Below are 23,848 nucleotides of genomic sequence, written 5' to 3'. Positions count from 1 at the left end.
GGCGATGCACGACTGTTGACGATCTGAGAGGTTGCGATGAGTCCAGAGGTTGCGGTGAGCGCGGAGAAGGCGTCGGCCGCGGGTCCGTTGCTGGTCGTCAGCGCCCATGCCGGGGACTTCGTCTGGCGTGCGGCCGGCGCGATCGCGCTGGCCGCCTCGCGCGGTGACCGGGCGAAGGTGGTGTGCCTCAGCTACGGAGAGCGCGGGGAGTCCGCGCGCGCCTGGCGCGAGGGGAAGGGCCTCGACGAGATCAAGGCGCTGCGCCGTGCGGAGGCGGAGGCCGCGGCGGCCGAGCTCGGCGCCGATATCGACTTCCTCGACGCGGGGGACTACCCGCTCCCGGAGAGCCCCGAGCTGGTGGACCGGCTGGTGCGGGTGTACCGCGACTTCGAGCCCGCCGTGGTGCTGACCCACCCGCCGGCCGACCCCTACAACGGCGACCACCCGGCCGCCGCGCGGATGGCGTTGCAGGCGCGGGTGCTGGCCCAGGCGATCGGGTACGACGCGCCGGGCGAGCCGCTCGGCGCGCCCCCGGTGTTCTTCTTCGAGCCGCACCAGCCGGAGCAGTGCGACTTCAAGCCGGACGTCCTGCTCGACATCACGCCGGTGTTCGACCGCAAGCGCAAGGCGATGGAGTGCCTGCCCGCGCAAAGACACATGTGGGACTACTACACCGACCTGGCCAGGCGGCGCGGCGTCCAGCTCAAGCGCAACGCCGGGCCGAACCTCGGACTGGCGCACGACACCATGGCCGAGGCGTACGTACGGCTGTACCCGCAGACCACGGACGTGCTGGCATGAGAACGATCGTGGTCACCGACCCGCCCCGCGCCGACCTCGCGCAGGTCGACGCGCTCGGGGAGCACGGCGTGGCGACCGTCCACGAGGCGATGGGACGGACGGGCTGCCTCGGCCCGTCCCTGCGGCCGGTGCACCTCGGATCGCGCATCGCCGGGACCGCGGTCACGGTCCTGTCCTGGCCGGGCGACAACCTGATGATCCATGTCGCGGTGGAGCAGTGCCGTCCCGGGGACGTGCTGGTGGTGGCGACCACCTCCCCGTCCACCGACGGGATGTTCGGCGAGCTGTTCGCGACCGCCCTCCAGCACCGCGGCGTTCGCGGCCTCGTCATCGACGCCGGAGTGCGGGACGTGGCCGACCTGCACCGCATCGGCTTCCCCGTGTGGTCGGCGGCCGTCAGCGCGCAGGGCACCGTGAAGGCCACGCCCGGCGCCGTCAACGTGCCGATCGCCGTCGGCGGGCAGACGATCCGTCCCGGCGACGCGATCGTCGCCGACGACGACGGCGTGATGCGCGTCGCCCGGCAGGACGTGCCCCGCGCCGTCACCGCCGCGCGGGCGCGCGCGGAGAAGGAGGAGGCGACCCGCGCGGCGTTCCGCGAGGGGCAGCTCGGCCTCGACCGGTACGGGCTCCGCGACCGGCTCCCCGGAATGGGCATCGAGTACGTCCCCTACGAGGAGTACGAGGAGACATGAACGGGGTGCGCTGCATGCTGATGCGGGGCGGCACCTCCAAGGGCGCCTACTTCCTCGCCGCCGACCTGCCCGCCGACCCGGGCGAGCGCGATGCCCTGCTGCTGCGGATCATGGGCACGCCCGACCCGCGGCAGATCGACGGGATCGGCGGCGCCCACCCGCTGACCAGCAAGGTCGCCGTCGTCACCCCCTCCGACCGGCCCGGGGTGGACGTCGAGTACCTCTTCCTCCAGCTCGGCGTGGAGGCGGCGACGGTCTCCGACCGGCAGAACTGCGGCAACATCCTCGCCGGCATCGGGCCCTTCGCCGTCGAACGCGGCCTCGCGGCGCCCGGCGGCGAGCGCACCGGCGTCCGCATCCTGATGGTGAACTCGGGCAGCGTCGCGACCGCCCGGTTCGCGACCCCGGGCGGTGCCGTCCGCTACGACGGCGACACCGCGATCTCCGGCGTCCCCGGCACCGCGGCGCCGATCGTGCTGGACTTCGAGGACACCGAGGGCTCGGCCACCGGCGCGCTGCTGCCCACCGGCAACGTCCGGGACCTCGTCGACGGCGTCGAGGTCACCTGCGTCGACAACGGGATGCCGGTCGTGGTCGCCGCCGCCCGCGACCTCGGTGTCACCGGCTACGAGACGCCCGACGAGCTCGCCGCCGACGACGGCCTGCGCGACCGTGTCCAGGCGCTGCGCCTGCGGGCCGGCGAGCTGATGGGCCTCGGCGACGTCTCCGGCGCCCCGGTCCCCAAGACCACGCTGGTCGCCCCCGCCCGCGACGGCGGGACGATCTGCACCCGCACCTTCATCCCGCTGCGCCCGCACGCCTCCATCGGCGTCCTCGGCGCCGTCAGCGTGGCCACCGCGCTGCTCATGGACGGCGCGGTCGGCCACGACATGGCGCGGCTCCCCGAGCCCGGCAAGCCGATGAGCGTCGAGCACCCCACCGGGCGGCTGGACGTCGAGGTCGAGCTCGACGGCATGTCCCCGCGCCGGTCCAGCATCGTCCGCACCGCCCGCAAGCTCTTCGACGGCACCGTCTTCCCCCGGAGTTCCGCATGAACGTCAGACACGAGATCGCCCACGTCGCCCACGTCGAGCTGCTGACCCCCGAACCGGACAGGAGCCTCTGGTTCTTCACCCGCGTCATGGGCCTCACCGAGGTCGGCGCCGAGGGCGACTCGGTGTACCTGCGCACCTGGGACGACTACGAGCACCACACCCTCAAGCTGACCGCGCACACCACCTCCGGCATCCGCCGGACCGGGCTGCGCGCGTCCTCCCGGGAGGCGCTCGACCGGCGCGTCCGAGCGATCGAGGAGGCCGGGCTCGGCGTCGGCTGGCGGGACGGCGACCCCGGCATCGGCCCCACCTACGTGTTCCGCGACCCCGACGGCCACGAGCTGGAGATCTACTGGGAGTCGCAGTGGTACGAGGCGCCGCCGGAGCTGAGGCCGTCGCTGAAGAACCAGGCGCAGGCCTATCCGGCGCTCGGCGTCTGCGTCCGCCGCCTCGACCACGTCAACTTCCTGGCCGCCGAGGTGGAACCGAGCACCGGGTTCGTCCGCGACGTCCTCGGCGGGCACCCCACCGAGCAGATCCGGCTGGATGACGGCGCCATCGGCGCCCGGTGGCTGACCTTCACCAACAAGTCCTACGACCTGGTCTACACGCGCGACCGGACGGGCGCCCGCGGCCGCCTGCACCACATCGCGTTCGCCACCGACACCCGCGAGGACATCCTGCGGGCCGCCGACATCTTCCTCGACAACGACGTCTTCATCGAGACCGGCCCGCACAAGCACGCCATCCAGCAGACGTTCTTCCTCTACGTCTACGAGCCGGGCGGCAACCGCATCGAGCTGTGCAACCCCTGCGCCCGCCTCATCCTGGCCCCGGACTGGAAGACCATCACCTGGACCGAGGCCGAACGCGCCAAGGGCCAGGCGTGGGGGCTGAAGACCATCGAGTCCTTCCACACGCACGGCACCCCGCCCGTGGACGCCCCCGCGCCCTGACGCTCACCGCTCGCTGCGCGTCGCGTCCCCGGCGGTGCCGCTGGCGCCCGTCCCGAGATGCCGGACGCGCCGCTCGACGTCCCTGCGCGCGCCGCCGGTGTCGGGCGCCGGGTCCGACCCGAGCGTCCCGGCGGCCTGGCTCGCGCCCGTCCCCACGCCCCGGATGCGCCGCTGCACATCGGCGCGGGCCCGCTCGCCCGCCGACTCCGGCGCGCGGTCCCCGACGTCGCCGTGCCCGCCCGTCCCCAGGTGCCGGACGCGCTGCCGGACATCGGTCTCGGCCTCGTCCCCGCCCGGCCCGGCCTCGGTTTCGAGCATTCCCGGCCGGTCGCTCGCGCCGGTTCCGACGCGCCGGACGCGCCGCTCGACGTCCGTCTCGGCGTCCATGCCCCTGGTCTCCTCGCGCACCGCTTCCCCCCGGCGTCCGTCCGGCCTCACGTCCGAACACTCCTGATACCCGCGCTGACCAGGCAACATGCCCTCGCACGCGCAAATACGCCGCGCGGGGCCCGCGGACCCAGGCGGGCCGCGCTGCTCTGGGCGGATCCGCCGTGGGCAGATCAGGCTGTCACCGGTGCGCGGGCGGACGCAGAGTGAAGGGCATGAGCGAGGAACAGGCAATCCCGTTGTTCAACGAACGAGTGCGGCGCGAGCTCTACCAGCAGCGCGTTCTCGTCCTCGACGGCCCGCTGGACGACGACAACGGCACGCTGCTGGCGACGCAGATGATGATCCTGGCGAGGGAGGACTCCTCGACCGACATCGCGCTGTGGATCCATTCCCCCGGCGGGTCGGTGCCGTCGATGCTGGCGATCCGCGACGTCATGCGGCTCATCCCGTGCGAGGTGTCCACACTGGTGCTCGGCATCGCCTACAGCGCCGGTCAGTTCCTGTTGTCGTCCGGCACCCGGGGCAAGCGCCGCGCCATGCCGCACGCCCGCGTGCTGATGCACCAGGGCTCCGCCGGGATCGCGGGAGCCGCCGTCGACATCGAACTGCAGGCGAACGACCTGCGCCACACACGCGACACGGTCCTCGGGCTCATCGCCGAGGACACCGGCCAGCCCATCGAGCAGGTCTTCGAGGACTCGCTGCACGACCGCTGGTACACGGCGGGCGAAGCACTCGAGTACGGGTTCGTCGACGCGATCGTCAGCACGTTCGACGAGGTCATGCCCACCCGTCACCGACCCGTGGGGCTCGGCGCCCCGTCAGGAGCCGCACGATGAGCACCTACACGATCCCGAACGTCATCGCGCAGCACCCCCGCGGCGAACGCGTCATGGACGTCTACTCGCACCTGCTGACCGAGCGGATCATCTATCTCGGCACCGCCATCGACGCGGGGGTCGCGAACGCGCTCGTCGCGCAGCTGCTGTTCCTGGAGTCCGACAGCCCCGAGCGCGACATCCAGCTGTACATCAACTGCGAAGGGGGAGACCCGAGCGCGATGCTCGCCGTGTACGACACGCTGCGCTACATCCGCCCGCAGGTGGCGACGACGTGCGTGGGGCAGGCGGTCGCCGTCGGCGCCGTCCTCCTCGCCGCGGGCACCCCCGGCAAACGCGCGGCGCTTCCCCACACCCGCGTCGTCCTGCACCAGCCGATGGGGCAGGGCCGCGGAGCGATCCCGGACCTCATCCTCCAGGCGGACGAGGTCGTCCGGGTGCGCGCCGACATCGAGGGCATCCTCTCCCGGCACACCGGGCAGGACGTCGCGACCCTGCGCGCCGACACCGACCGCGACCGCGTGTTCACCGCGAACACGGCGCAGGACTACGGCCTCATCGACCACGTGATCGAGGAGCGGCAGCCGATGCCCGCGTAGTGGTCCGCCTACGCGGCGTGGTCCGCCTACGCGGCCAGGGCGTACGCGACCTGGCAGGTCGGGCCGGCCGGAGCCGCTCCGGCCGGCACGGCCAGCAGCGTCGTCGCGATCGCGAGCGTCAGGTCGCCGAGCGTCACGTCCAGGGCGCCGGCGACGGCGGCGATCATCTCGCTCGACGGCTCCTTGACGCCGCGCTCCATCTCCGAGAGGTACTGCGGCGAGACCCCGGCGCGGCGGGCGGTCTCCACCAGTATCTCTCCGCGTTCGAGGCGCAGGCGCCGCAGGCTCTGGCCGAGCGCGTCGCGCCACAGCGGCTCCGCCCGGCGCGCCGCGTTCGGCTCGCGGGGCGTCTCGTCGGCGGGCATGTCGTCGGCGGGCATGAGCGGTCGCGCGGTCTCGGCCATGCGCACATCGTAGGTCGGCCGAGCTGCGGGCCCCAGGAATTCCGCCCACCGCAGAACAGCGGAGCCGGGGGCGGCTGCCATCCTGGGGGCATGCGCGTACTGGTCGTGGGAGCAGGGATCATCGGGGCCGCGCTGGCGGACCGGCTCACCCGTCCGGCGTCCGGCGCCCCCGCGCGCCTCACCGTGGTCGAGGGGGAGGGGCCCGGCGCCGGGACGTCCGGCACGAGCTACGCCTGGATCAACGCCAACGACCCCGCGGACCCGGCCTACCACCGGTTCCGGACGGCGGCGATGTCCACCTGGCGCGACCTGGCGGCCGGCTTCGGCGACCCCGCCTGGTACCGGCCGTCGGGCAACATCATGTGGGCGACCGCCGACGAAACCAAGGAGCGGCTGGCCGACCGGGTCGCCCGGCTCTCGGGCCTCGGCTACGCCGCCGACCTGATCACTTCCGACCGCCTCCACGAGCTGGAACCGCACGTCGCGGTTCCACCGGACGCACTCGTCGCGCACTACCCGGACGAGGCCTACGTGCATGGAGGCCCCGCCGCGCGGGCCCTGGCCCGGCGCGCCCGTGAACACGGCGCCGACGTCGTGACGGGCCACCGGGCGGTCCGCCTCAACACCGACGGCGACCGCGTGACCGGCATACGGCTCGACGACGGCCGCGACCTGGACGCCGACCTCACGGTCTGCGCGGCGGGGCGGCACAGCCCCGCGCTCCTGGCCACCGCAGGGGTCCCCCTCCCGATGGTCGACCCGTCCGAGCCCGGCTCGGCCGCCCCGTGCCTCGTCGCCACCACCTCGCCCGCGCAGGGTGTCCTGAACGGACTCGTCCACGCCCCCGGCCTGTCCGCCCGGCCCGCGGAGGCAGGGGGACTGGTCCTGGAGGCCGACGACCTGGACGCCGGAATCGACGAGTCGGCCTCCCCGGCGCTCATCCGGCAGGTCGGCGGCGAGCTGCTCGCCCGCGCGCGTGCGCTCATCCCCGCCCTGGCCGCGAACATCTCCGACGTACGGCGATGCGTCCGCCCCCTGCCGACGGACGGGTACCCGCTCATCGGCTTCCAGCGCCCCGGCCTGTACACCGCCGTCACCCACAGCGGCATCACCCTCGCCCCCCACCTCGCCGCCCTGATCGCCCAGGAGCTCGCCGGCCGACCGTCGCCCGCGCTCGCCCCCTACCGCCCGAACCGCCCACCCCCACACCCGAGGCCCTAGAGCTGCCGGGCCGGACTTACCGTGTACGGGTACAGTGCGCCGGGAGGAAGATCCATGAGTTCACGGGCCGACGCCGACGAGCTGACCGAGCAGCCCCGCGTCCCGCTGAGCCGCAGGCGGGTGCTGCGGGCGGCCGTGCGGCTCGCCGACCGCGACGGCCTCGAATCCCTCACCATGCGCCGGCTCGCCCAGGAGGTCGGTGTCGAGGCGATGTCGCTCTACCACCATGTGGCCAACAAGGAGGCCGTTCTCGACGGGGTGGTGGAGGTGGTGCTCGACGAGATCATGACGGCGGTGGAGGAGACCGAGGCCCCGCCCCCCGAGCGGGACTGGCGGGCGGCGCTGCGCGCGCGGATCCTCGCCGCCCGGGACGTCCTCCTCCGCCACCGCTGGGCCCCGCAACTGCTCGGCACGCGCAGCACCATGAACCCGGTCGTCATCGCGTACTACGACCAGGTCGTCGGCCTCCTCCGGGCGGGCGGTCTCTCCTTCGACCTGGCCCACCGCGCGCTGCACGTCCTGGGCAGCCGCGCCCTCGGGTTCGCTCAGGAGTTGTTCCAGCCCGGCGAGGCTCAGGCCGCCGACGATCCTGCCCTGATGGAGCAGATGGCCGGCCGGTTCCCCCACCTCGCCGGGATGCTGGCGGACGCCGCCCACGACGATCCTGACGGCACCCTGGGCTTCTGCGACGACCAGTTCGAGTTCGAGTTCGCCCTCGACCTGATCCTCGAAGGGCTGGAGCGGCGCCGCGCCGCCGGCAGGTGACCCTTGCCGGTCGCCCGCGAGCGCACCGGACGTCCCCCGACAAAGTCCGCCCTGCGGGGCCTTGACTGCCTTACGTCGTACGAATACCTTACGGCGTATGAGAACCTTACGGCGTACGACGGATGCGTCCCCCGCGCCTTCGGGAGAGAAGGTCGCCATGAAGGCCTGGACCTGGGACCGCTACGGCCCGACCGACGTGCTGGCCCTCAAGGACGTCGACGAACCCGACATCGCCCCCGACGAGGTGCTCGTCCGGGTACGGGCGGCGTCCGTGAACCCCTACGACTGGCGTCACATGCGGGCCGACCCGAAGCTGGTGCGGCTCAGCTGCGGGCTGCGGCGGCCGAGACCGGGCCTCATCCTCGGCGCCGACCTCGCCGGCGTCGTGGAGCGGACGGGCGGCGCGGTGACCGGGCTGCGCCCCGGCGACGAGGTCTTCGGGGAGGTCCGCCTGGGGTCGTTCGCCGAGGCCGTCGCCGTCCCGCAGGACCGGCTGGCCGTCAAGCCCGCCCGTCTCGCCTTCGAGCAGGCCGCGTCGGTGTCGATGGCCGCGCACACCGCGCTGCAAGGGCTGCGGGACACCGGCAGGATCTCCGCCGGGCAGCGCGTCCTCGTGAACGGGGCCTCCGGTGGCATCGGGACGTTCGCCGTCCAGCTCGCCAAGGCGTTCGGAGCCGAGGTCACCGGCGTGTGCAGCACCCGCAACCTCGAACTGGTCCACTCCCTGGGCGCGGACCATGTCGTGGACTACACCCGCGAGGACTTCACGAAGCGAACGGGACGGTACGACATGCTCATGGACATCGTGGGCGACCGGCCGCTCGCCGAACTGCGACGCTGCCTGACGTCCCGCGGCACGCTGGTGATCGTGGGCGGCATCGCCTCGCCGCGCGGCGGGCTGCTCGGCCCCGCGGGGCAGATCGTCCGCGGCGCTCTGGCCTCCCCCTTCGTCAGCCAGCGCATCGCCTCCGTCGGCTGGAAACCCAACTCCGCGGACCTGCGGTTCCTGGCCGGTCTGATGGAGCAGGAGCAGGTCACGCCCGTCATCGACCGGACCTACCCGTTCGCCGAACTCCCCGAGGCCCTTCGCTACATCGAGCGCGGCCACGCCCGGGGGAAGGTCGCCATCGCCCTCTGACTCCCGGGCGGGTCCGTCCGGGAGTCAGGCCATCGCGATGGCGGCGATCCCGGCCAGCACCACGACCGAGCCCGCCAGACGGCGGACGGCGTTCGTCTCGCCGAGCACCCGCCACGCGGCCAGTCCGCCGAGCACGATGCTCAGCTCACGGGCGGGAGCGACCAGGCTGACCGGCGCGATCCGGAGCGCGAAGAGCACGAGCAGGTACGCCACCGGCGACAGCAGGCCGATGGTGAGCACCTCGCGCCGGTGGTCGCGCCACAGCCGGGCGACCCGCGCCCTGTCCCGCAACGCGTACGGCGCGAGGAGCAGGCTCTGGGCGAGCGCGCCGGAGCCGAAGTAGACCAGCGGCGGGACCGCCAGTTCCGTCACCGAATGCGCGTCCCACAGCGTGTAGCCCGCGATCATGACCCCGGTCAGCACGCCGTAGAAGACGCCCGCGCGGCGCCGTGCCGGCGAGGCGCCGCCCTCCGCCGGTGCGCCGCTGCTGACGACCAGGACGCCGGCGATCACCAGGAGCGCGCCGACCAGGCCCGGCAGGCCGGGGTCCTCGCCGAGGAAGAGGACCGCCACCAGCACCGACAGCAGCGGCCCGGTGCCCCTGGCCAGGGGATAGACCACCGACAGGTCGCCGACGGCGTACCCGCGCTGCAGCACGATCCCGTACGCCACGTGCAGGATCGCGGTCACCAGTGCGGCGAGGAGCCATGTCCACTGCGGACGCTGAGGCTCCAGCACCAGGAGTACCGCCGCGGCGGGGCCGAACACCATGGCCGAAACGGTGTAGTAGAGGAAGACGAAGGCCGCCCCTCCGTCGCCGACCCGCTTCGCGGAGAAGTTCCAGAACGCGTGCACCACCGCGGCGACGAGAACGAGCGAAAGTGCCCAGCCGTTCACAAGGAGACCTTCCCCCGACTGCGGCGCCATCGTACTCGCGCCCGCCGTCCGGGGCAGTGGTGACCGGTTGTGGACGTTGGGCGGGATCTTCCGACCTGCGCGCAGCTAGATTGAACGTGAATTTCACTCAAATTTCGTGATTCGTGGGGCCGTTGGTCGAGCAAGCGCTTGGCAGAGGTCTCCGGGACGAGGGTTGGCTGATGGGCAGACGGTATCTCGGCAGGCTCTGGTTGATCGTCGCCACCGCGGCCGGGCTGGTCCTCGGGCTGATGGCGGGCGCGGACGCGCACATCGAGCGTCCCTCGTACTGGCCGCTGCCCGGCCCGGACTGCTCGGTCAGCCCGTGTGCGGGCGGCGCGGTGCCCAAGGCCAGGAGCCTGGCCTCGTCGATCACGACGAGCAGGGGCGGCGAGACCCGCGTCGTGTGCCGCCCCGACTCGCTCAAGCGGCTGGAGGCCTCGATCAAGCGGGCGCGGAGGTCGGGCTACGACATCCGGCCGCACGACCACCGGCGGTTCAGCGCCGCGGAGGCGCGGGAGCTCACGCGGATCAACCGGGCGCTGGCCTCGCGGTGCCGGTACGGCGAGATCCAGCCCGCGGTGACCGACTCGGGCAACAACGACCGGGTCGTGGTCCTGCCGGGCGTCTACACCGAGCCCACCTCGCGCGCGAAGCCCACCCACGACAAGGCGTGCGACCCGTACAAGCTGAGCACGGGGGCCTACTCCTACCTCGGCGAGTACATGTGCCAGAACGACGCCAACCTCATCGCCGTGCTGGGCCGTTCGCCCGGCTCCGGCAAGGACCCGGACCCGCCGCTGGTCGACCGGCACGGCATCCCGAACCGGGGCGCGTGCGTGCGCTGCAACCTCCAGCTCGAGGGGTCCGGCGTCAGCGCGGACGACGTGGTGGTGGAGGCCGGCGACCCCTCGTCAGGCAACGGCGGCCCGCGCCGCTCGGCGAAGGACGTGGGCATCCGCGCCGACCGGGCCGACGGGTTCGTCCTGCGGAACGTGACCGTCCGGCACGCCGAGGAGCACGACATCTACGTGCTGGAGAGCAACGGGTACCTGCTCGACCGCTTCAAGACCTTCTACGCGGGCGAGTACGGCGTGCTCACCTTCGTCGAGGACCACGGCGTGATGCAGAACTGCGAGGCGGCGGGCAACGGCGACTCCGGGCTCTATCCGGGGTCGGGCGCCAAGACCTCGGCGGGCCGCGACCCGAAGGTCTATCCGACGGCGCGGTACAGCCAGGAGATCCGCTACTGCGACTCCCACCACAACACCAGCGGCTACTCCGGCACGGACGGCAGCGGCACCTGGCTGCACCACAACAACTTCTACGACAACGGCCTCGGCTTCACGACCGACGTGTTCACCGCGGCGGGGCACCCCGGCTTCCCGCAACAGGGCGACCTGATCGAGAAGAACGACTTCTACTCCAACAACTTCAACCCCTACCTGCCCGGCAGTGACGTGGTGCCGTCGGTGCCGGTCCCCGTCGGCACCGGCATGTGGATCGCCGGCGGCGACGACAACGTGGTCCGCGACAACCGGTTCCGTGACAACAAGAGGCGCGGCGCCATGCTGTTCGCCGTCCCCGACGCCTTCGTCTGCGGGCCTGGGAACGGGCCCATCACGGGCTGCGACCCCCTGAAGCTGTCCACGTCCCACCGCAACTCGTTCCACGGCAACACGATGTCCGGCAACGGAGTGGACTTCTGGTGGGACGCCTTCCCCGGCAACGTGGGCAACTGCTGGTACTCCAACGGCAACGCGACCGGCTCCCCGAAGAACCTGCCCGACTGCCTGAACGGCAAGATCCCCTGGCTGAGCATCGGTCTCGGCAATCTCGGGAACGAGGCCGAACTGTTCGTCTGCATGTCCGACCTGAAGCCGGGCGGCCCGTGTCCCTGGTTCACGTCCCCGACCGCGGGGAAGGCGGCGCCCGCCGACGACCACGACCACGGCGCGGGGGGAGAGCTCAACGACGCGCTGCTCGCGGCGGTGACCTGCCACTCCTGGCACGAGATGAACACCGACCAGCGCGACCACATGCTGACCAGGATGCAGGTGTTCATGGGCGGCCAGATCGACCACCCCGGGGCACGCGGCACCACTCTCAGCAACCAGAAGGCGACCAGCGTCCTCGACAACGCCTGCGGCCTCTCCTTCGCCGGCCAGTTCAAGCTGTACAAGCTCTACGCCCGCGCGGCGGCGTTCACCCCGCAGCTCCGGCGCTGACGCCGGCGAGAAAATGCGTCGACCGCCGGGTCGACCTTTGGAAGGGTGTGAGCCCCACAGCCCCACAGCCCCACGCCAGAGGAACGCCATGCCCCGCGCCGTCACGCTGATCCGCTCCGCGTCCCTGTCCTCCGTCGCCGAGTACGCCTACGCGGCGACCGCCCCGGCGGAGGCACGGCTGATCTTCCTCGCCGGGGCGTGTCCGCTGAACGAGGACGGCTCCACCGCCGCGACAGGCGACTACGCAGGGCAGGCGGCCAAGGCCCTGGAGAACATGAGGACCGCCCTGGCGGACGCCGGCGCGGCACTGCACGACGTCATCAGCACCCGCGTACTCGTGGCCTCCTCCCGGCAGGAGGACCTGGCGACGGCATGGCAGGTGGTCCGAGACGCGTTCGGCGACCACGACGTCCCCAGCACACTGATCGGCGTCACCGTGCTCGGCTACGCCGACCAACTCGTAGAGATCGAAGCCACCGCCGCCGTACTCGACCCCTGAGACCACGAACATCGCGCAGGAACCCGCGAACCAGGCCGCGCCGCACACCCCTCTGGCCGCTCCAGGCTTCTGGGCGAGTAGCACCCGGGCCCGAGGCTGCCGAGTGGCTAGCGCGTCTACAACGGCCTAGCCCCGGCTCCGACGCATCCGCGCACCGCGGGGCCAGGCCACGTGAGTTCTGAAAGCGTGCCGCAAAGTCCAGCCCCGCGCGCAGGGGGAGTGGGGGACGGAGTCCCCCACATCGGGGGTCCGGGGGTCGCTCCCCGGGAAAGCATTGCGGGCCACCGGGAGGGCGCCGAAAAGCGCCGACCATGGTGGCCCGACTCGGGGGTCCGGGGGTCGTCCCCCGGGAAAGCATTGCGGGCCACCGGGGAAGGCGCCAAAAGCGCCGAACACGGTGGCCCGACTCGTGGGCGATACTGGGATTGAACCAGTGGCCTCTACCGTGTCAAGGTAGCGCTCTCCCACTGAGCTAATCGCCCTTGCGTGTGCTGCGAGGTGGAGACGGGATTTGAACCCGTGTACACGGCTTTGCAGGCCGTTGCCTCGCCTCTCGGCCACTCCACCAGAGCGAGGCCTGACGGGGGCCTCTCAGAGCGGACGACGGGATTCGAACCCGCGACCCTCACCTTGGCAAGGTGATGCTCTACCAACTGAGCCACGTCCGCGTGCCGGTCCGGGGGTCGCCCCCCGGGCTCGCACGAACAACTCTAGCGGAATCCCGGAGTGCTTGCGTACCGGTCGGATGCCGAGTCGGTGAGCTCGGCGTGCAGGGTGTTCCAGAAGTCGAGTTCGCCGTCCTCTTCGAGGTGGGCGATGCGGCCCCAGAACTCGCGGTCCTCGGCCTCGTGGGCGGCGGCGAGCGAGATGGCGGGCATCAGGGTGGTGCCGGCGTCCGCGGCGTCGAGGTCGGCGGGGGTGACGTCGGCCGGGAGGGCGACGGGAGTGGCCGGGCGGTGGTGCTTGCCGCGCTTGCGGACGCGGATGGGCGGGGACGTCGGGGCCTTCGCGGCGGCGACGCGGCCGGCGGCGAGGGCCACGGTGCCGCACAGGACGAAGGCGAGGATGCCGCCGAGGACGACCTCCTGGGCGGGGACGTGCTCGGGGGCGGGGGAGTGCTGCTGCTCGTGGGTGCGCGTCGAGGCGGCGGGGGCGCCGACCTGGTCGACGGTGGGGGCGGGGGCGGCGTGCTTCGGGGTGTACTTGGCCTCGACCTTGATCTTGGACGGGTAGCCGAAGCCGACGACGGAGTCCATGTCGCGGGTCTTGCGCATGAGCTTGTAGCCGTCGGCGTTGCCCTCGATGGTGTGGAGGGTGTGGCCGTCGACCTTCTCGACGATGCCGACGTGGTCGACCTGGTCGATGTCGCCGGAGCCGTTCCAGTCGTAGAAGACGATGGCGCCGGGTTCGGGGTCGTGTCCCCAGGCGTCGTTCTTCTTGAACCACTTGGCGTGGTCGACGGTGGAGGCGAACTGCCCGGCCTGGCCGGTGACGTCGGCCTTGTCGGCGGCCCAGGCGAGGAACATGTCGCACCAGGGCGCCGTCGAGAAGTACTCGTCGTGGTCGCCGTCGAGGTTCTTGCGGTACCACTCGCCGAACTTGGTGTAGCCGTCGCCTTTCTCGGTGTACCCGAGCTCCTTCGTGGCGATGTCGAGCAGCTTCTTGCCGATCGGGTCCATCTCGCTCCTGACGCGCCTCGCTCGTTCGGGCGGGGTGGCGCCCGACCGGGGGACGGAACGTGCCGCGTTCCAAGGTCACGTTCCGATCTCGACGGAATGTAGCCGAGGTAAACGGTGGGCGGCAAGCGGTTCCATGGAACCGGTCAAAAGGGACTACTCAGTAGTAGCCTCGCGGGAGGACGGTGACCGGACAGGGCGCGGCGCGCAGGACCTTGAGGGCTACCTCGCCCAGGAAGACCCGGTGGGCTGCGGCGTCCTCGCTGGACGCGCAGACGAGCAGCTCGCCCTCGGGCCAGTCCACGTCCTCCAGCGCGTCCGCGACGTCGTCGCCCTCGGCCACCTCGGCGGTGACGTCCTCGGGGAGCAGGTCCGCGGAGTCCAGGGCGAGCCGGATGGCGAGCGCGAGGTCGTCACGGAGCGGTTCGGGGTTGACGTCGCCGATGGCCAGGGTCACCAGCCGGAGCGGCACCTCCAGGCGCTCGGCGGCCTGCGCGGCTCGGATGACCGCCTCGTCGCACTGGGGCCGCCGCACGTACATGACCGTGATCCGGCCCAGCTCGTCGGGCGACCGGTGGCCGGACGGGGCGAGCATCACGGCCTCGGTCGCTGAGTGGAGCAGGTGGTCGGCGGCGGCGCCGACGCCGATCCGGCCGCGCGCGCCGCCCTCGGGGGAGCCGACGACGATCAGATCGGCGCCGATCCGGCTGGCGAGCACGGTCAGGCCGCGGCCGACGCTGCGGCCCTCCTGGACGAGCAGGTCCGCCGGCTCGCCGTCCAGGAGGTCGGCCGCCTGGTCCAGGAGCGCGCGGGCCTCGCCCGCCGCGGCCGGGAGGTCCGGCGGATGGACGGTCGCCACGCTCAGCCGGCCGCCGGTCAGCGCGACGATCCCGCGGGCGAGGTCGAGTGCCTCCCGGCCGCCCGCGTCGGGAACGTATCCGGCGAGCACATGTTCACCGATCATGTCCGAAGCATTCCCCCTGAGGCCCGGAACAGACCAGGATGAGTTTTGGGGTACTTTTGCCAGGTTCGCAGATTTTTGGGGGGATTTATGGGTGGCGAGGTGCCCGACCTCGAAGCCGGCCGCTGGACCGTCGACCCGGTCCACTCCGAGATCACCTTCTCGGTCCGGCACCTGATGACGACGGTGCGCGGCTCGTTCCCGGACTTCGAGGGCGAGGTCGTGATCGGGGAGGACCCGTTCGACTCCACCGCCCGCGCGGAGATCCGGATGGGCTCGATCGACACCCGCAGCGCCGAGCGGGACGAGCACGTCCGCTCCGCCGACTTCCTGGACGTGCGCCGCCACCCGGTGATGAGCTTCGCCGGTACCGGTGTGGAACGTGCCAAGATCGGCCGCCGCGCCCGGACGCCCCGCTACCACCTGCACGGCGACCTGACGATCAGGAACGTGACCCGCCCGGTCCGGCTGCTGACCGAGTTCCACGGCGTGGGCCCCGACCCGTGGGGCGGCGTCCGCGCGGGCTTCACCGCGACCGCCTCCATCAGCCGCCGCGACTTCGGCATCGAGTTCAACATCCCGCTGCAGGGCGACCGGGTCATGCTCGGCGACGAGATCGCGATCGCGCTGGAGATCCAGGCCGTGCTCGCCGCCGCCGACGTCCCGCTCGACCGCTGACCGCCGGCCCGACCGGCCGTCCCCGGCCCGAAGCGGCCAGGTCGCGGCTAGGCGCCGGCGCGGGAGGCGCGGGTCAGGCCCAGGAGGTCGCGGGCCGGGCCGGCGGGACGCCGGCCGGCCGGCCAGACCGCGCGCAGCGGGCGTGAGAGGTCCAGTTCGGGGACGGGGACGCAGACCAGCCGCCCGGCGGCCACCTCGTCGGCGACGGCCAGATCGCTCACCACGACCGGCCCGGCGCCGGAGACGGCCGCGGCCTTGAGCGCGGTGGTGGACGCGAGCTGAAGCATCGGCGGCGCCGTCCCGCCGTGCGCGGCCAGCGCCCGGTCCAGGACCTCGCGCGTGCCCGACCCCTCCTCGCGCAGGACGAGCGGCGTCCGCGCCAGCTCGGCGGCCGGGACCCCGGAGCGCCGCCGCGCCCAGGGATGCCGCGGGCCGACCACGACGACGAGCCGGTCGGTGGCGACGACGGTGCCGTGCAGCCCGGACGGCGTGCGCGCCCCCTCCACGAACCCGAGGTCCGCGCCGCCGCGGCGCACCTGCTCGGCGACCAAGGTCGAGTTGGCGGTGCGCAGGGTCACCGCGACGCCGGGGCGGACGGTCCTGAGCGTCACCAGCCAGCCGGGCATCAGGTACTCGGCGACCGTGAGGCTCGCCACGACGCGCAGCCGCCCGTCGCGCCGCTCGCGCAGCGCGTCGAGCCCCGCGTCGAGCGCCTCCGCCGCCGCGACCACCTGCCGGGCCCACTCGGCGACCAGCGCGCCCTCCTCGGTGGGACGGGAGCCGCGCGGCGACCGTTCGAGCAGCGCCACGCCGATCTGCCGCTCCATCGAGCGGATCCGGGCGCTGGCGGCGGGCTGGGTGACGCCGAGCTCGGCCGCCGCGCGCCCGACGCTGCCCAGCCGGACGACGGCGAGCAGCAGTTCGAGGGCGCCGAGGTCGGGGACGCGGTGCGAGACGGCCATGACCGCGATTCTACGGACCCATAGGCCCGCTTTATGACCTCATAGAGCTATGACCTCTACTGACGGGGGCGAATGCAGGGGAACCTGGACGTCATGAGCCTCCCCACCCCGAACCGCTCCCTGCTGGGCGCGCTCGACCGCCCCACCGAGGTGTTCCGGCATCTCGGCCCCAACTGGTACGCGGCCGTCATGGGCACGTCGATCGTTGCGAACGGGGCGAACGCGCTGCCGGTGGACGTCCCCGGCCTGCACGCCTTCGCCGTGGTCGTGTGGGCGGGCTCGCTGCTGATGCTCGTGGCGCTCATGGCGGCGCGCGCCGTCCACTTCACCCGCCACGCGGACGTGGCGCGGTTCCAGCTCCTGGACAACCCCGCCACGGCCGTGTTCTACGGCTGCCCGCCGATGGCGATGCTCGCCGTCGGCTACGGGACGCTCATGCTCGGCCCCGAGGTGATCGGCGCCCAGGCGGCGATCGCCCTGGACACCGTCCTCTGGACGCTCGGGACGCTCTACGCCGTGCTGGCCGCCGCCGGCGTCCCCTACCTCATGATCACCAGGCACCGGCTCGGGCCCGCGGACCCGACCTGGCTGCTGCCCGTCGTCGCCCCGATGGTCGCCGCGGCGCTCGGGCCCGCGCTCGTCCCGCACCTGCCGGAGGGGCAGGCCCGCGCCACGCTGCTGTTGGGCTGCTACGCCCTGTTCGGCGCGAGCCTGCTGGCCACGCTGGTCCTGCTGCCCGGCATCTGGGCGCGGCTCGCCGGCGGCCCGCCGTCACCGGTCGCCCTCACCCCGACACTGTTCCTCGTGCTCGGGCCGCTCGGGCAGTCCACCACGGCCGTCGTGCAGATCGCGAATGCTGCGGGGACGGCCGCTCCCGGGTACGCGGCTGCGACGCGCGCGTTCGCCGTCCTCTACGGCGCTCCGGTGATGGGCTTCGCGCTGCTCTGGCTGGTCATCGCGGCGACCGCGAACCTGCGGGCGCTGCGCGGCGGCATGCCGTTCGCGATGACGTGGTGGGCGTTCACCTTCCCGGTCGGGACGTGCGTGACCGGCGCGTCCGGCCTGTCGCGGATCACCGGCCTGGACGCGCTGACCGACGTGGCCGTGCTCCTCTACCTCCTCCTCGTCACGGCCTGGGCCGTGGCCGGCGTCCAGACGGTCCGGGGCGCGCTCAGCGGGCGCCTCTTCCTGCCCGCCGTGCCGCGTCCGGCTCCGCTGCGACCGCTTCCCGCCGCCTAGAAGACGTGCGCGAGCGGTGGTCCGGCGTCGATCACGCTCGTCCTCCCGGAGGGCGGGGCAGGAATACCCGCCGGGGGGCCGGGGTTCGGTAGAATAATTGAAAGTTCTACTATTTGGAGGCCGGCATGCAGTTCGGGATCTTCACGGTCGGCGACGTCACCCCCGACCCGACCGACGGGCGGGTTCCGACCGAGGCCGAGCGGATCAAGGCCATGGTGGCGATCGCGCTCAAGGCCGAGGAGGCGGGCCTGGACGTCTTCGCGACCGGCGAGCACCACAACCCCCCGTTCGTGCCGTCCTCCCCGACCACGATGCTCGGCTACATCGCGGCGCGCACCGAGCGGCTGATCCTGTCCACCGCGACCACGCTGATCACCACGAACGACCCGGTGAAGATCGCCGAGGACTTCGCGATGCTCCAGCACCTCGCCGACGGCCGGGTGGACCTGATGATGGGCCGCGGCAACACCGGCCCCGTCTATCCCTGGTTCGGCAAGGACATTCGCGACGGCATCCCGCTCGCCATCGAGAACTACCACCTCCTGCACCGGCTCTGGCGCGAGGACGTCGTCGACTGGGAGGGCGAGCACCGCACGCCGCTGCAGTCGTTCACCTCGACGCCGCGGCCGCTGGACGGCGTCCCGCCGTTCGTCTGGCACGGCTCGATCCGCAGCCCGGAGATCGCCGAGCAGGCCGCCTTCTACGGCGACGGCTTCTTCGCCAACCACATCTTCTGGCCGACGGACCACTTCCAGCGCCTGATCGGGCTGTACCGGCGGCGCTACGAGCACTACGGGCACGGCTCCGCCGACCAGGCGATCGTCGGCCTCGGCGGGCAGGTGTTCATGCGCAGGAACTCCCAGGACGCCGTCCGCGAGTTCCGCCCGTACTTCGACAACGCGCCGGTCTACGGGCACGGGCCGTCGCTGGAGGAGTTCACCGCGGAGACGCCGCTCACGGTCGGCAGCCCGCAGCAGGTCATCGACAAGACGCTGACGTTCCGCGACCACTTCGGCGACTACCAGCGCCAGCTGTTCCTGATGGACCACGCGGGGCTGCCGCTGAAGACCGTCCTGGAGCAGATCGACATGCTGGGGGAGGAGGTCGTGCCCGTGCTGCGCAAGGAGTTCGAGGCGCTGCGTCCGGCGCACGTCCCGGCGACCGCCCCGACCCACGCGTCCCGCCTCGTCGAGGAGGTGCGATGACCGCCCTCGCCGTCGTCTCCGCCGGGCTCGGGCAGCCCTCGTCCACCCGGCTCCTGGCCGACCGGCTCGCCGAGGCGGCGGCCGGCGCCCTCCGGGGGGACGCGACCGTCGAGACGATCGAGCTGCGCGACCACGCGCACGCGATGGTCGACGCGACCCTGACCGGCTTCCCGTCCGGGACGTTCCGCGCCGCCGTCGAGACTGTGGCGAACGCCGACGGCCTCATCGCCGTGACGCCGGTCTTCAACGCGTCCTACAGCGGGTTGTTCAAGACCTTCTTCGACGTCCTGGAGCGCGGCTCCCTGGACGGCACGCCGGTACTGCTCGGCGCGACCGGCGGCACCGCCCGGCACTCTCTGGCCATCGATTACGCGATGCGGCCCCTGTTCGCGTACCTGCGCGCTAGCGTCGTCCCGACCGGTGTCTACGCGGCGTCCGAGGACTGGGGGAGCGCCGAGACGGCCCTGCCGGAGCGCGTCGCCCGGGCCGGCGCCGAACTGGCCGCCCTGGTGGAGGCCCGGCCGGCCCCGGTGAAGGACGACCCGTACGAGGCGCCCGTGCCGTTCGAGCAGCTTCTCGCCGGACACTGAACTTGAGATTTGGCTTATATAAGCCAAGCCTGTAACTTGGGTCACGTGCACGCATTCGATGTGGTGGGCGATCCCGTCCGGCGCCGGATCCTCGAGCTGCTCGCCGGCGGCGAGCGCTCGTCCGGTGAGGTCACGGCGGCCGTCCGGAGGGATTTCGGGATCTCCCAGCCCGCGGTGTCGCAGCATCTGAGGGTGCTGCGCGACAACGGATTCGCCGTCGTGCGGGCGGAGCGGACGCGCCGGCTCTACGCTGTCGACTCAGCACCTCTGCAGGAGATCGACGCGTGGCTCGAACGCTTCCGCCGGTCCTGGACGCCGCGTCTGGACGCCCTGGCGACCGAGATCGCCCGTGGGAAGCGCGCACACCGTACGCATCACGACGACCCAGGGAGCGAGACATGATCGAAGTCACCGGCCAGATCAACACCGTCACCCGCACGGTGGGCGAGAAGGCGCTGGAGTCCGGCACCGCGAGGACCGCGACGATCAGCAGGGTCTACGACACCGGCGTCGACGACCTGTGGAACGCCGTCACCGACCCCGAGCGGATCTCCCGCTGGTTCCTGCCGGTCTCCGGCGACCTGCGGCTCGGCGGCCGCTTCCAGCTGGAGGGCAACGCCAGCGGGACGATCGAGCGCTGCGACCCGCCGAAGGGGTTCGCGGCGACGTGGGAGTACGGCGGCCAGACCACCTGGATCGAGGTCCGGCTGACCCCCGAGGCGGACGGCCGGACCCGGTTCGAGCTGGAGCACACCGCCCTCGTCGACCCTTCGCAGAACCAGTTCGGTCCGGGCGTCGTCGGCATCGGCTGGGACATGGGGCTCCTCGGCCTCACCATCCACGTGGAGTCCGGCGAGGACGCCCGGGCCAAGCTCGGCGATGCCTGGGCCATGTCCGAGGAGGGCCGCGAGTTCGCGCGGCAGGCCGGTGAGGGCTGGTACGCCGCCGACGTCGCGGCCGGCGCCGACGAGGCCACCGCCCGCACCGCGGCGGACTTCACCATCGCCATGTACACCGGGGAGCAGTGACCTCCGGCGCCGAGCGCGCCCGGCGTCCGCCCCGCCCTTCGCGAAGTCGTCATTGAGACACGCCCTGTAGCCGCCTTCAGTCGTCGGCGGTGACCGGCGAGGCAGAATGGCGGGGTGGACGTCAGGGTCGGTGTCCGCGTCGAAGGAGTCGTGCAGGGCGTCGGGTTCCGGCCGTTCGTGCACGGTCTCGCGACCGGCCTCGGGCTGTCGGGGCTGGTCGGCAACGACGCGGGCGGCGTGTTCATCGAGGTCGAGGGCGCCCCCGACGAGGTCGGGCGCTTCCTGGACGGGCTGCGCACGCGCCCGCCCCGGCTCGCCCTCGTCGAGCGCGTCACGACGCGGGAGCTGGACGCCGTCGGGCGCGGCGGCTTCGCCATCGTGGGAAGCGACGCGTCGGGTGAGCGCCGGGCCCTCGTGTCGTGGGACGCGGCGACCTGCGACGACTGCCTGCGCGAGATGCGCGATCCGGGCGACCGGCGCCACCGGTACCCGTTCATCAACTGCACCGCCTGCGGGCCGCGCTTCACGATCGTCACGGGCGTTCCGTACGACCGTCCGAACACGACCATGGCGGGCTTCGCGATGTGCGGGCCGTGCGCCGCCGAGTACCGGGACCCGGCCGACCGCAGGTTCCACGCCCAGCCGGTGTGCTGCCCCGCCTGCGGTCCGTCCCTCACCCTGCGCCCCCATGCCGGCGATCCCCTGGACGCCGCGCGGACGGTGCTCGCGGACGGCGCGGTCCTCGCCGTCAAGGGCCTCGGCGGCTACCACCTCGCGGCACGGGCGGCGGACCGCGGCGCGGTGGCCGCGCTGCGCTCCCGCAAGCACCGCGAGGACAAGCCGTTCGCCGTGATGGTCCCCGACCTGGAGGCGGCCCGGGACCTGTGCGACCTCACGCCGGCCGAGGAGGCGTTGCTCACCGGACCGCGCCGCCCGATCGTGCCGGCGCGGCGCCGACCGGACGCGGCCCTCGCGGACGCGGTCGCACCGGGCAACCGGTCCGTCGGCCTCATGCTGCCCTACACCCCGCTGCACCACCTGCTCGTCACCGAGCCCATCGTTCTGACCAGCGGAAACGTCTCGGACGAGCCGATCGCCTACCGGGACGAGGACGCCCTGGAACGGCTCGCCGGCATCGCCGACGCCTTCCTCGTGCACGACCGGCCCATCCACACCCGGACCGACGACTCGGTGATGCGGGCGTTCCGCGGCCGGACGCTGCCCGTCCGGCGGTCCCGCGGCTACGCGCCGGAGCCGATTCGCGTCCCCGCCGGCCGCCCGGTGCTGGCGTGCGGCGCGGAGCTGAAGAACACGTTCTGCCTGACCCGCGACAGCCGGGCGTTCGTCTCCCACCACATCGGCGACCTGGAGAACCACGAGACGCTCCGCGCCTTCGAGGAGGGCATCGAGCACTTCCGGCGGCTGTTCGACATCGCGCCCGAGCTGATCGCCTACGACCCGCACCCGGAGTACCTGTCCACGAAGTACGCGCTCGACCAGGACCTGCCCGGGGTCGCCGTCCAGCACCACCACGCGCACATCGCCTCCTGCCTCGCCGACAACGGCGCGGACGGCCCGGTGATCGGCGTGGCGTTCGACGGCACCGGGTACGGGACCGACGGCACCCTGTGGGGCGGCGAGTTCCTGGTCGCCGACCTGCGCGGCTTCGAGCGCGCCGGGCATCTGGAGCCGGTTCCGCTGCCCGGCGGCGCCGCCGCGATCCGCGAGCCGTGGCGCATGGCGGCGGCCTACGGGGTCCCTGACGACCTGCCGGTGGCCCGCCGCCCCGAATGGGCCGCGGTCACCGCCCTCGCCCGGCGCGGCGTCAACGCCCCGCCGACCTCCAGCATGGGCCGCCTCTTCGACGCGGTCGCCGCCGTCCTCGGCGTCCGCGACCGCGTCAACTACGAGGGGCAGGCCGCCATCGAGCTGGAGCAGTGCGCCGACATCGCCGAAACCGGCACATATTCGGCGTGCCTGAACGGCGCGACCGGCTTCACCGTCGCGGGCGGAGAGTTCCTGGACGCGGTGGTGGCCGACCTCAAGGCGAACGTCCCCGTCCCGACGATCGCCGCGCGCTTCCACAACGGCGTCGCTGCGCTCGTCGTCACCGCCGCCTCCCGCATCAGGGCGGAGACGGGCATCGGCACGGTCGCGCTCTCCGGTGGCGTGTTCCAGAACATGCTCCTGCTCGACCGCGCCGTCACCGGCCTCGCCGGCGTGGGCTTCGAGGTGCTGACCCACCACCGCGTCCCTCCCAACGACGGCGGCATCAGCCTCGGCCAGGCGGCCGTCGCCACCGCCCGCGGCTGACTCCGCGCCCGCCCTGGCGCCGGTTCCGGAAGGCATGATCATCGGATGGCGGACGAAGGAGACGAGTCACCGGGGGCCCGGCCGAGGTCATGGTTCATCCGGCGATGGGCGGCCCCGCTGGCGCTGGCCGTGTCGGTCGCCGCCTCCATCGGCGCGGTGCACCTGCTGGCGGACGGCCGCCCCCTCCGTCGTCGGTGAGATCGTCTGGGCGCGGGACGACCGCACGCTCGGCTACACCATCGGGGATGTGCGGTCGGAGGCCGAACCCGGCCCCTTCCATGAGCGCGGAGTCGGGAACGTCGCCGTGCACGCCCTCGACACGGGCGTGCGAGGCGCCGACCTGCGGGGCGGCCGCGTCCTGTTCCGGCAACCCGACGACTCCGCGGCGGTCACCACCGCCGTGATGCACCCGGACGGGCGGGCTACGGCGCGATGAAGAAGGCGCGGCCGCCGAGCTCCGTCATCTTCTCCTTCTCCGCCGGCAGGCCGATGAAGGTCACCCAGACCTACAAGAGCAGACCGAACGTCGTGACGGCCTTCATCATCGCCACCGACGACCACCCCCGGTACGCCTGTCTGGGAGGAGTCGACTCCTTCGGCAGAGTGCGTGACGGCCGCTTCGCGGAGGCCTCGGGGAGTGGCCTGGGCTGCTCGGTCGCCTACGCCTACTGACCCCGCCCGCTCGGGGCGG

27 protein-coding genes and 3 tRNA genes are annotated in these 23,848 nt (G+C 72.6%); 21 read left to right on the top strand and 9 right to left on the bottom strand.

Features of this window, described 5'->3' with window-relative positions:
* Window positions 1–36 precede the first annotated feature (36 nt).
* Genes BJ999_RS26795 through BJ999_RS26780 form a run of 4 tightly spaced genes read left to right on the top strand, consistent with a single transcriptional unit; the run spans window position 37 to window position 3,507 of the window.
* Complete coding sequence (locus BJ999_RS26795) at window positions 37–801, top strand: PIG-L deacetylase family protein (protein WP_179835836.1); 765 nt, start codon at window positions 37–39, stop codon at window positions 799–801.
* Complete coding sequence (locus tag BJ999_RS26790; protein ID WP_179835835.1) at window positions 798–1,496, top strand: 4-carboxy-4-hydroxy-2-oxoadipate aldolase/oxaloacetate decarboxylase; 699 nt, start codon at window positions 798–800, stop codon at window positions 1,494–1,496. The genes BJ999_RS26795 and BJ999_RS26790 overlap by 4 nt, the downstream gene beginning before the upstream one ends.
* On the top strand, window positions 1,493–2,551 hold the full coding sequence (locus BJ999_RS26785) for a 4-oxalomesaconate tautomerase (RefSeq protein ID WP_179835834.1): 1,059 nt from the start codon (window positions 1,493–1,495) through the stop codon (window positions 2,549–2,551). The genes BJ999_RS26790 and BJ999_RS26785 overlap by 4 nt, the downstream gene beginning before the upstream one ends.
* On the top strand, window positions 2,548–3,507 hold the full coding sequence (locus BJ999_RS26780) for a catechol 2,3-dioxygenase (RefSeq protein WP_179835833.1): 960 nt from the start codon (window positions 2,548–2,550) through the stop codon (window positions 3,505–3,507). Before BJ999_RS26785 ends, BJ999_RS26780 begins: the two co-directional genes overlap by 4 nt.
* A 3-nt stretch (window positions 3,508–3,510) precedes the next feature.
* On the opposite strand, the gene BJ999_RS26775 is transcribed toward BJ999_RS26780, so the two are convergent.
* Window positions 3,511–3,894 carry a hypothetical protein gene (locus BJ999_RS26775; protein WP_179835832.1) on the bottom strand — a complete coding sequence of 128 codons (384 nt, stop codon included), beginning with the start codon at window positions 3,892–3,894 and terminating at the stop codon, window positions 3,511–3,513.
* Between the two features lie 215 nt (window positions 3,895–4,109).
* Here BJ999_RS26775 and BJ999_RS26770 point away from each other — a divergent pair, with 215 nt between their 5' ends.
* The gene (locus BJ999_RS26770) at window positions 4,110–4,736 is read left to right on the top strand and encodes a ClpP family protease (RefSeq protein ID WP_179835831.1); all 627 of its coding nucleotides are present in this window, start codon (window positions 4,110–4,112) and stop codon (window positions 4,734–4,736) included.
* Window positions 4,733–5,335: a ClpP family protease gene (locus BJ999_RS26765; RefSeq protein ID WP_179835830.1), complete on the top strand. Its 603-nt coding sequence runs from the start codon at window positions 4,733–4,735 to the stop codon at window positions 5,333–5,335. The genes BJ999_RS26770 and BJ999_RS26765 overlap by 4 nt, the downstream gene beginning before the upstream one ends.
* 26 nt (window positions 5,336–5,361) lie before the next feature.
* On the opposite strand, the gene BJ999_RS26760 is transcribed toward BJ999_RS26765, so the two are convergent.
* Window positions 5,362–5,739 carry a helix-turn-helix domain-containing protein gene (locus tag BJ999_RS26760; RefSeq protein ID WP_179835829.1) on the bottom strand — a complete coding sequence of 126 codons (378 nt, stop codon included), beginning with the start codon at window positions 5,737–5,739 and terminating at the stop codon, window positions 5,362–5,364.
* Between the two features lie 90 nt (window positions 5,740–5,829).
* Between BJ999_RS26760 and BJ999_RS26755 the strand changes: the two genes are divergently transcribed.
* From BJ999_RS26755 to BJ999_RS26745, 3 genes are all read left to right on the top strand, one after another.
* Entirely contained in the window at window positions 5,830–6,960 is a 1,131-nt protein-coding gene (locus BJ999_RS26755) for an NAD(P)/FAD-dependent oxidoreductase (RefSeq protein WP_179835828.1), read from the top strand.
* Window positions 6,961–7,014: 54 nt separating this feature from the next.
* Window positions 7,015–7,725 (top strand): TetR/AcrR family transcriptional regulator C-terminal domain-containing protein, encoded by a 711-nt coding sequence (locus tag BJ999_RS26750; protein ID WP_179835827.1) that lies wholly within the window; start codon window positions 7,015–7,017, stop codon window positions 7,723–7,725.
* Window positions 7,726–7,882: 157 nt separating this feature from the next.
* The gene (locus BJ999_RS26745; protein ID WP_179835826.1) at window positions 7,883–8,863 is read left to right on the top strand and encodes an NAD(P)-dependent alcohol dehydrogenase; all 981 of its coding nucleotides are present in this window, start codon (window positions 7,883–7,885) and stop codon (window positions 8,861–8,863) included.
* A 24-nt stretch (window positions 8,864–8,887) separates the two neighbouring features.
* Here BJ999_RS26745 and BJ999_RS26740 read toward each other — a convergent pair whose 3' ends face one another.
* Complete coding sequence (locus BJ999_RS26740) at window positions 8,888–9,760, bottom strand: DMT family transporter (RefSeq protein ID WP_179835825.1); 873 nt, start codon at window positions 9,758–9,760, stop codon at window positions 8,888–8,890.
* Window positions 9,761–9,960: 200 nt separating this feature from the next.
* Here BJ999_RS26740 and BJ999_RS26735 point away from each other — a divergent pair, with 200 nt between their 5' ends.
* Together BJ999_RS26735 and BJ999_RS26730 are read left to right on the top strand one after the other, a co-directional pair.
* Entirely contained in the window at window positions 9,961–12,006 is a 2,046-nt protein-coding gene (locus BJ999_RS26735) for a right-handed parallel beta-helix repeat-containing protein (RefSeq protein WP_179835824.1), read from the top strand.
* An 88-nt stretch (window positions 12,007–12,094) separates the two neighbouring features.
* Entirely contained in the window at window positions 12,095–12,505 is a 411-nt protein-coding gene (locus BJ999_RS26730; RefSeq protein ID WP_179835823.1) for a RidA family protein, read from the top strand.
* 410 nt (window positions 12,506–12,915) lie between these two features.
* Here BJ999_RS26730 and BJ999_RS26725 read toward each other — a convergent pair.
* The 5 genes from BJ999_RS26725 to BJ999_RS26705 form a co-directional block, all read right to left on the bottom strand.
* A tRNA-Val gene (locus BJ999_RS26725) sits at window positions 12,916–12,987 on the bottom strand.
* A 14-nt stretch (window positions 12,988–13,001) separates the two neighbouring features.
* Window positions 13,002–13,072 (bottom strand) — tRNA-Cys (locus tag BJ999_RS26720).
* Between the two features lie 28 nt (window positions 13,073–13,100).
* A tRNA-Gly gene (locus BJ999_RS26715) sits at window positions 13,101–13,173 on the bottom strand.
* Between the two features lie 42 nt (window positions 13,174–13,215).
* The gene (locus BJ999_RS26710; RefSeq protein ID WP_179835822.1) at window positions 13,216–14,184 is read right to left on the bottom strand and encodes a CHAP domain-containing protein; all 969 of its coding nucleotides are present in this window, start codon (window positions 14,182–14,184) and stop codon (window positions 13,216–13,218) included.
* Window positions 14,185–14,341: 157 nt separating this feature from the next.
* A complete protein-coding gene (locus BJ999_RS26705) occupies window positions 14,342–15,145 on the bottom strand; it encodes a universal stress protein (RefSeq protein WP_179835821.1) in 804 nt (267 codons plus the stop codon).
* A 99-nt stretch (window positions 15,146–15,244) separates the two neighbouring features.
* Here BJ999_RS26705 and BJ999_RS26700 point away from each other — a divergent pair, with 99 nt between their 5' ends.
* On the top strand, window positions 15,245–15,820 hold the full coding sequence (locus tag BJ999_RS26700) for a YceI family protein (protein ID WP_229810392.1): 576 nt from the start codon (window positions 15,245–15,247) through the stop codon (window positions 15,818–15,820).
* Between the two features lie 47 nt (window positions 15,821–15,867).
* Here the strand turns inward: BJ999_RS26700 and BJ999_RS26695 are convergent, their stop codons facing one another.
* On the bottom strand, window positions 15,868–16,782 hold the full coding sequence (locus BJ999_RS26695; RefSeq protein WP_179835819.1) for a LysR family transcriptional regulator: 915 nt from the start codon (window positions 16,780–16,782) through the stop codon (window positions 15,868–15,870).
* A 93-nt stretch (window positions 16,783–16,875) separates the two neighbouring features.
* Here BJ999_RS26695 and BJ999_RS26690 point away from each other — a divergent pair, with 93 nt between their 5' ends.
* From BJ999_RS26690 to BJ999_RS26650, 9 genes are all read left to right on the top strand, one after another.
* The gene (locus BJ999_RS26690) at window positions 16,876–18,021 is read left to right on the top strand and encodes a TDT family transporter (RefSeq protein ID WP_179835818.1); all 1,146 of its coding nucleotides are present in this window, start codon (window positions 16,876–16,878) and stop codon (window positions 18,019–18,021) included.
* A 125-nt stretch (window positions 18,022–18,146) separates the two neighbouring features.
* Complete coding sequence (locus BJ999_RS26685) at window positions 18,147–19,226, top strand: LLM class flavin-dependent oxidoreductase (protein ID WP_179835817.1); 1,080 nt, start codon at window positions 18,147–18,149, stop codon at window positions 19,224–19,226.
* Window positions 19,223–19,816 carry an FMN reductase gene (locus BJ999_RS26680; protein ID WP_179835816.1) on the top strand — a complete coding sequence of 198 codons (594 nt, stop codon included), beginning with the start codon at window positions 19,223–19,225 and terminating at the stop codon, window positions 19,814–19,816. The genes BJ999_RS26685 and BJ999_RS26680 overlap by 4 nt, the downstream gene beginning before the upstream one ends.
* Window positions 19,817–19,861: 45 nt before the next feature.
* Entirely contained in the window at window positions 19,862–20,218 is a 357-nt protein-coding gene (locus BJ999_RS26675) for an ArsR/SmtB family transcription factor (RefSeq protein ID WP_179835815.1), read from the top strand.
* Window positions 20,215–20,844, top strand: a complete 630-nt coding sequence (locus BJ999_RS26670) for an SRPBCC family protein (protein ID WP_179835814.1) — start codon at window positions 20,215–20,217, stop codon at window positions 20,842–20,844. The genes BJ999_RS26675 and BJ999_RS26670 overlap by 4 nt, the downstream gene beginning before the upstream one ends.
* A gap of 114 nt (window positions 20,845–20,958) precedes the next feature.
* On the top strand, window positions 20,959–23,157 hold the full coding sequence (hypF, locus tag BJ999_RS26665; RefSeq protein WP_179835813.1) for a carbamoyltransferase HypF: 2,199 nt from the start codon (window positions 20,959–20,961) through the stop codon (window positions 23,155–23,157).
* Window positions 23,158–23,202: 45 nt separating this feature from the next.
* Window positions 23,203–23,355, top strand: coding sequence for a hypothetical protein (locus tag BJ999_RS26660; protein WP_179835812.1), 153 nt, complete (start codon window positions 23,203–23,205; stop codon window positions 23,353–23,355).
* Between the two features lie 49 nt (window positions 23,356–23,404).
* Window positions 23,405–23,593, top strand: a complete 189-nt coding sequence (locus BJ999_RS26655) for a hypothetical protein (protein ID WP_179835811.1) — start codon at window positions 23,405–23,407, stop codon at window positions 23,591–23,593.
* Window positions 23,590–23,829: a hypothetical protein gene (locus tag BJ999_RS26650; protein ID WP_179835810.1), complete on the top strand. Its 240-nt coding sequence runs from the start codon at window positions 23,590–23,592 to the stop codon at window positions 23,827–23,829. The genes BJ999_RS26655 and BJ999_RS26650 overlap by 4 nt, the downstream gene beginning before the upstream one ends.
* Window positions 23,830–23,848 lie beyond the last annotated feature (19 nt).

This window comes from Actinomadura citrea, assembly GCF_013409045.1.
Taxonomy (GTDB): Bacteria; Actinomycetota; Actinomycetes; order Streptosporangiales; family Streptosporangiaceae; genus Spirillospora; species Spirillospora citrea.
The sequence above is the reverse complement of the archived record's forward strand: the minus strand, read 5'-3'. Positions and strand labels throughout refer to the sequence as shown.

Bases quoted from the DNA above. Each gene is read 5' to 3' on its own strand.
- BJ999_RS26795 (WP_179835836.1), top strand. From the start codon at position 37: ATGAGTCCAGAGGTTGCGGTGAGCGCGGAGAAGGCGTCGGCCGCGGGT.
- BJ999_RS26790 (WP_179835835.1), top strand. From the start codon at position 798: ATGAGAACGATCGTGGTCACCGACCCGCCCCGCGCCGACCTCGCGCAG.
- BJ999_RS26785 (WP_179835834.1), top strand. From the start codon at position 1,493: ATGAACGGGGTGCGCTGCATGCTGATGCGGGGCGGCACCTCCAAGGGC.
- BJ999_RS26780 (WP_179835833.1), top strand. From the start codon at position 2,548: ATGAACGTCAGACACGAGATCGCCCACGTCGCCCACGTCGAGCTGCTG.
- BJ999_RS26775 (WP_179835832.1), bottom strand. From the start codon at position 3,894: ATGGACGCCGAGACGGACGTCGAGCGGCGCGTCCGGCGCGTCGGAACC.
- BJ999_RS26770 (WP_179835831.1), top strand. From the start codon at position 4,110: ATGAGCGAGGAACAGGCAATCCCGTTGTTCAACGAACGAGTGCGGCGC.
- BJ999_RS26765 (WP_179835830.1), top strand. From the start codon at position 4,733: ATGAGCACCTACACGATCCCGAACGTCATCGCGCAGCACCCCCGCGGC.
- BJ999_RS26760 (WP_179835829.1), bottom strand. From the start codon at position 5,739: ATGGCCGAGACCGCGCGACCGCTCATGCCCGCCGACGACATGCCCGCC.
- BJ999_RS26755 (WP_179835828.1), top strand. From the start codon at position 5,830: ATGCGCGTACTGGTCGTGGGAGCAGGGATCATCGGGGCCGCGCTGGCG.
- BJ999_RS26750 (WP_179835827.1), top strand. From the start codon at position 7,015: ATGAGTTCACGGGCCGACGCCGACGAGCTGACCGAGCAGCCCCGCGTC.
- BJ999_RS26745 (WP_179835826.1), top strand. From the start codon at position 7,883: ATGAAGGCCTGGACCTGGGACCGCTACGGCCCGACCGACGTGCTGGCC.
- BJ999_RS26735 (WP_179835824.1), top strand. From the start codon at position 9,961: ATGGGCAGACGGTATCTCGGCAGGCTCTGGTTGATCGTCGCCACCGCG.
- BJ999_RS26730 (WP_179835823.1), top strand. From the start codon at position 12,095: ATGCCCCGCGCCGTCACGCTGATCCGCTCCGCGTCCCTGTCCTCCGTC.
- BJ999_RS26710 (WP_179835822.1), bottom strand. From the start codon at position 14,184: ATGGACCCGATCGGCAAGAAGCTGCTCGACATCGCCACGAAGGAGCTC.
- BJ999_RS26705 (WP_179835821.1), bottom strand. From the start codon at position 15,145: ATGATCGGTGAACATGTGCTCGCCGGATACGTTCCCGACGCGGGCGGC.
- BJ999_RS26695 (WP_179835819.1), bottom strand. From the start codon at position 16,782: ATGGCCGTCTCGCACCGCGTCCCCGACCTCGGCGCCCTCGAACTGCTG.
- BJ999_RS26690 (WP_179835818.1), top strand. From the start codon at position 16,876: ATGAGCCTCCCCACCCCGAACCGCTCCCTGCTGGGCGCGCTCGACCGC.
- BJ999_RS26685 (WP_179835817.1), top strand. From the start codon at position 18,147: ATGCAGTTCGGGATCTTCACGGTCGGCGACGTCACCCCCGACCCGACC.
- BJ999_RS26680 (WP_179835816.1), top strand. From the start codon at position 19,223: ATGACCGCCCTCGCCGTCGTCTCCGCCGGGCTCGGGCAGCCCTCGTCC.
- BJ999_RS26670 (WP_179835814.1), top strand. From the start codon at position 20,215: ATGATCGAAGTCACCGGCCAGATCAACACCGTCACCCGCACGGTGGGC.
- BJ999_RS26660 (WP_179835812.1), top strand. From the start codon at position 23,203: ATGGCGGACGAAGGAGACGAGTCACCGGGGGCCCGGCCGAGGTCATGG.
- BJ999_RS26650 (WP_179835810.1), top strand. From the start codon at position 23,590: ATGAAGAAGGCGCGGCCGCCGAGCTCCGTCATCTTCTCCTTCTCCGCC.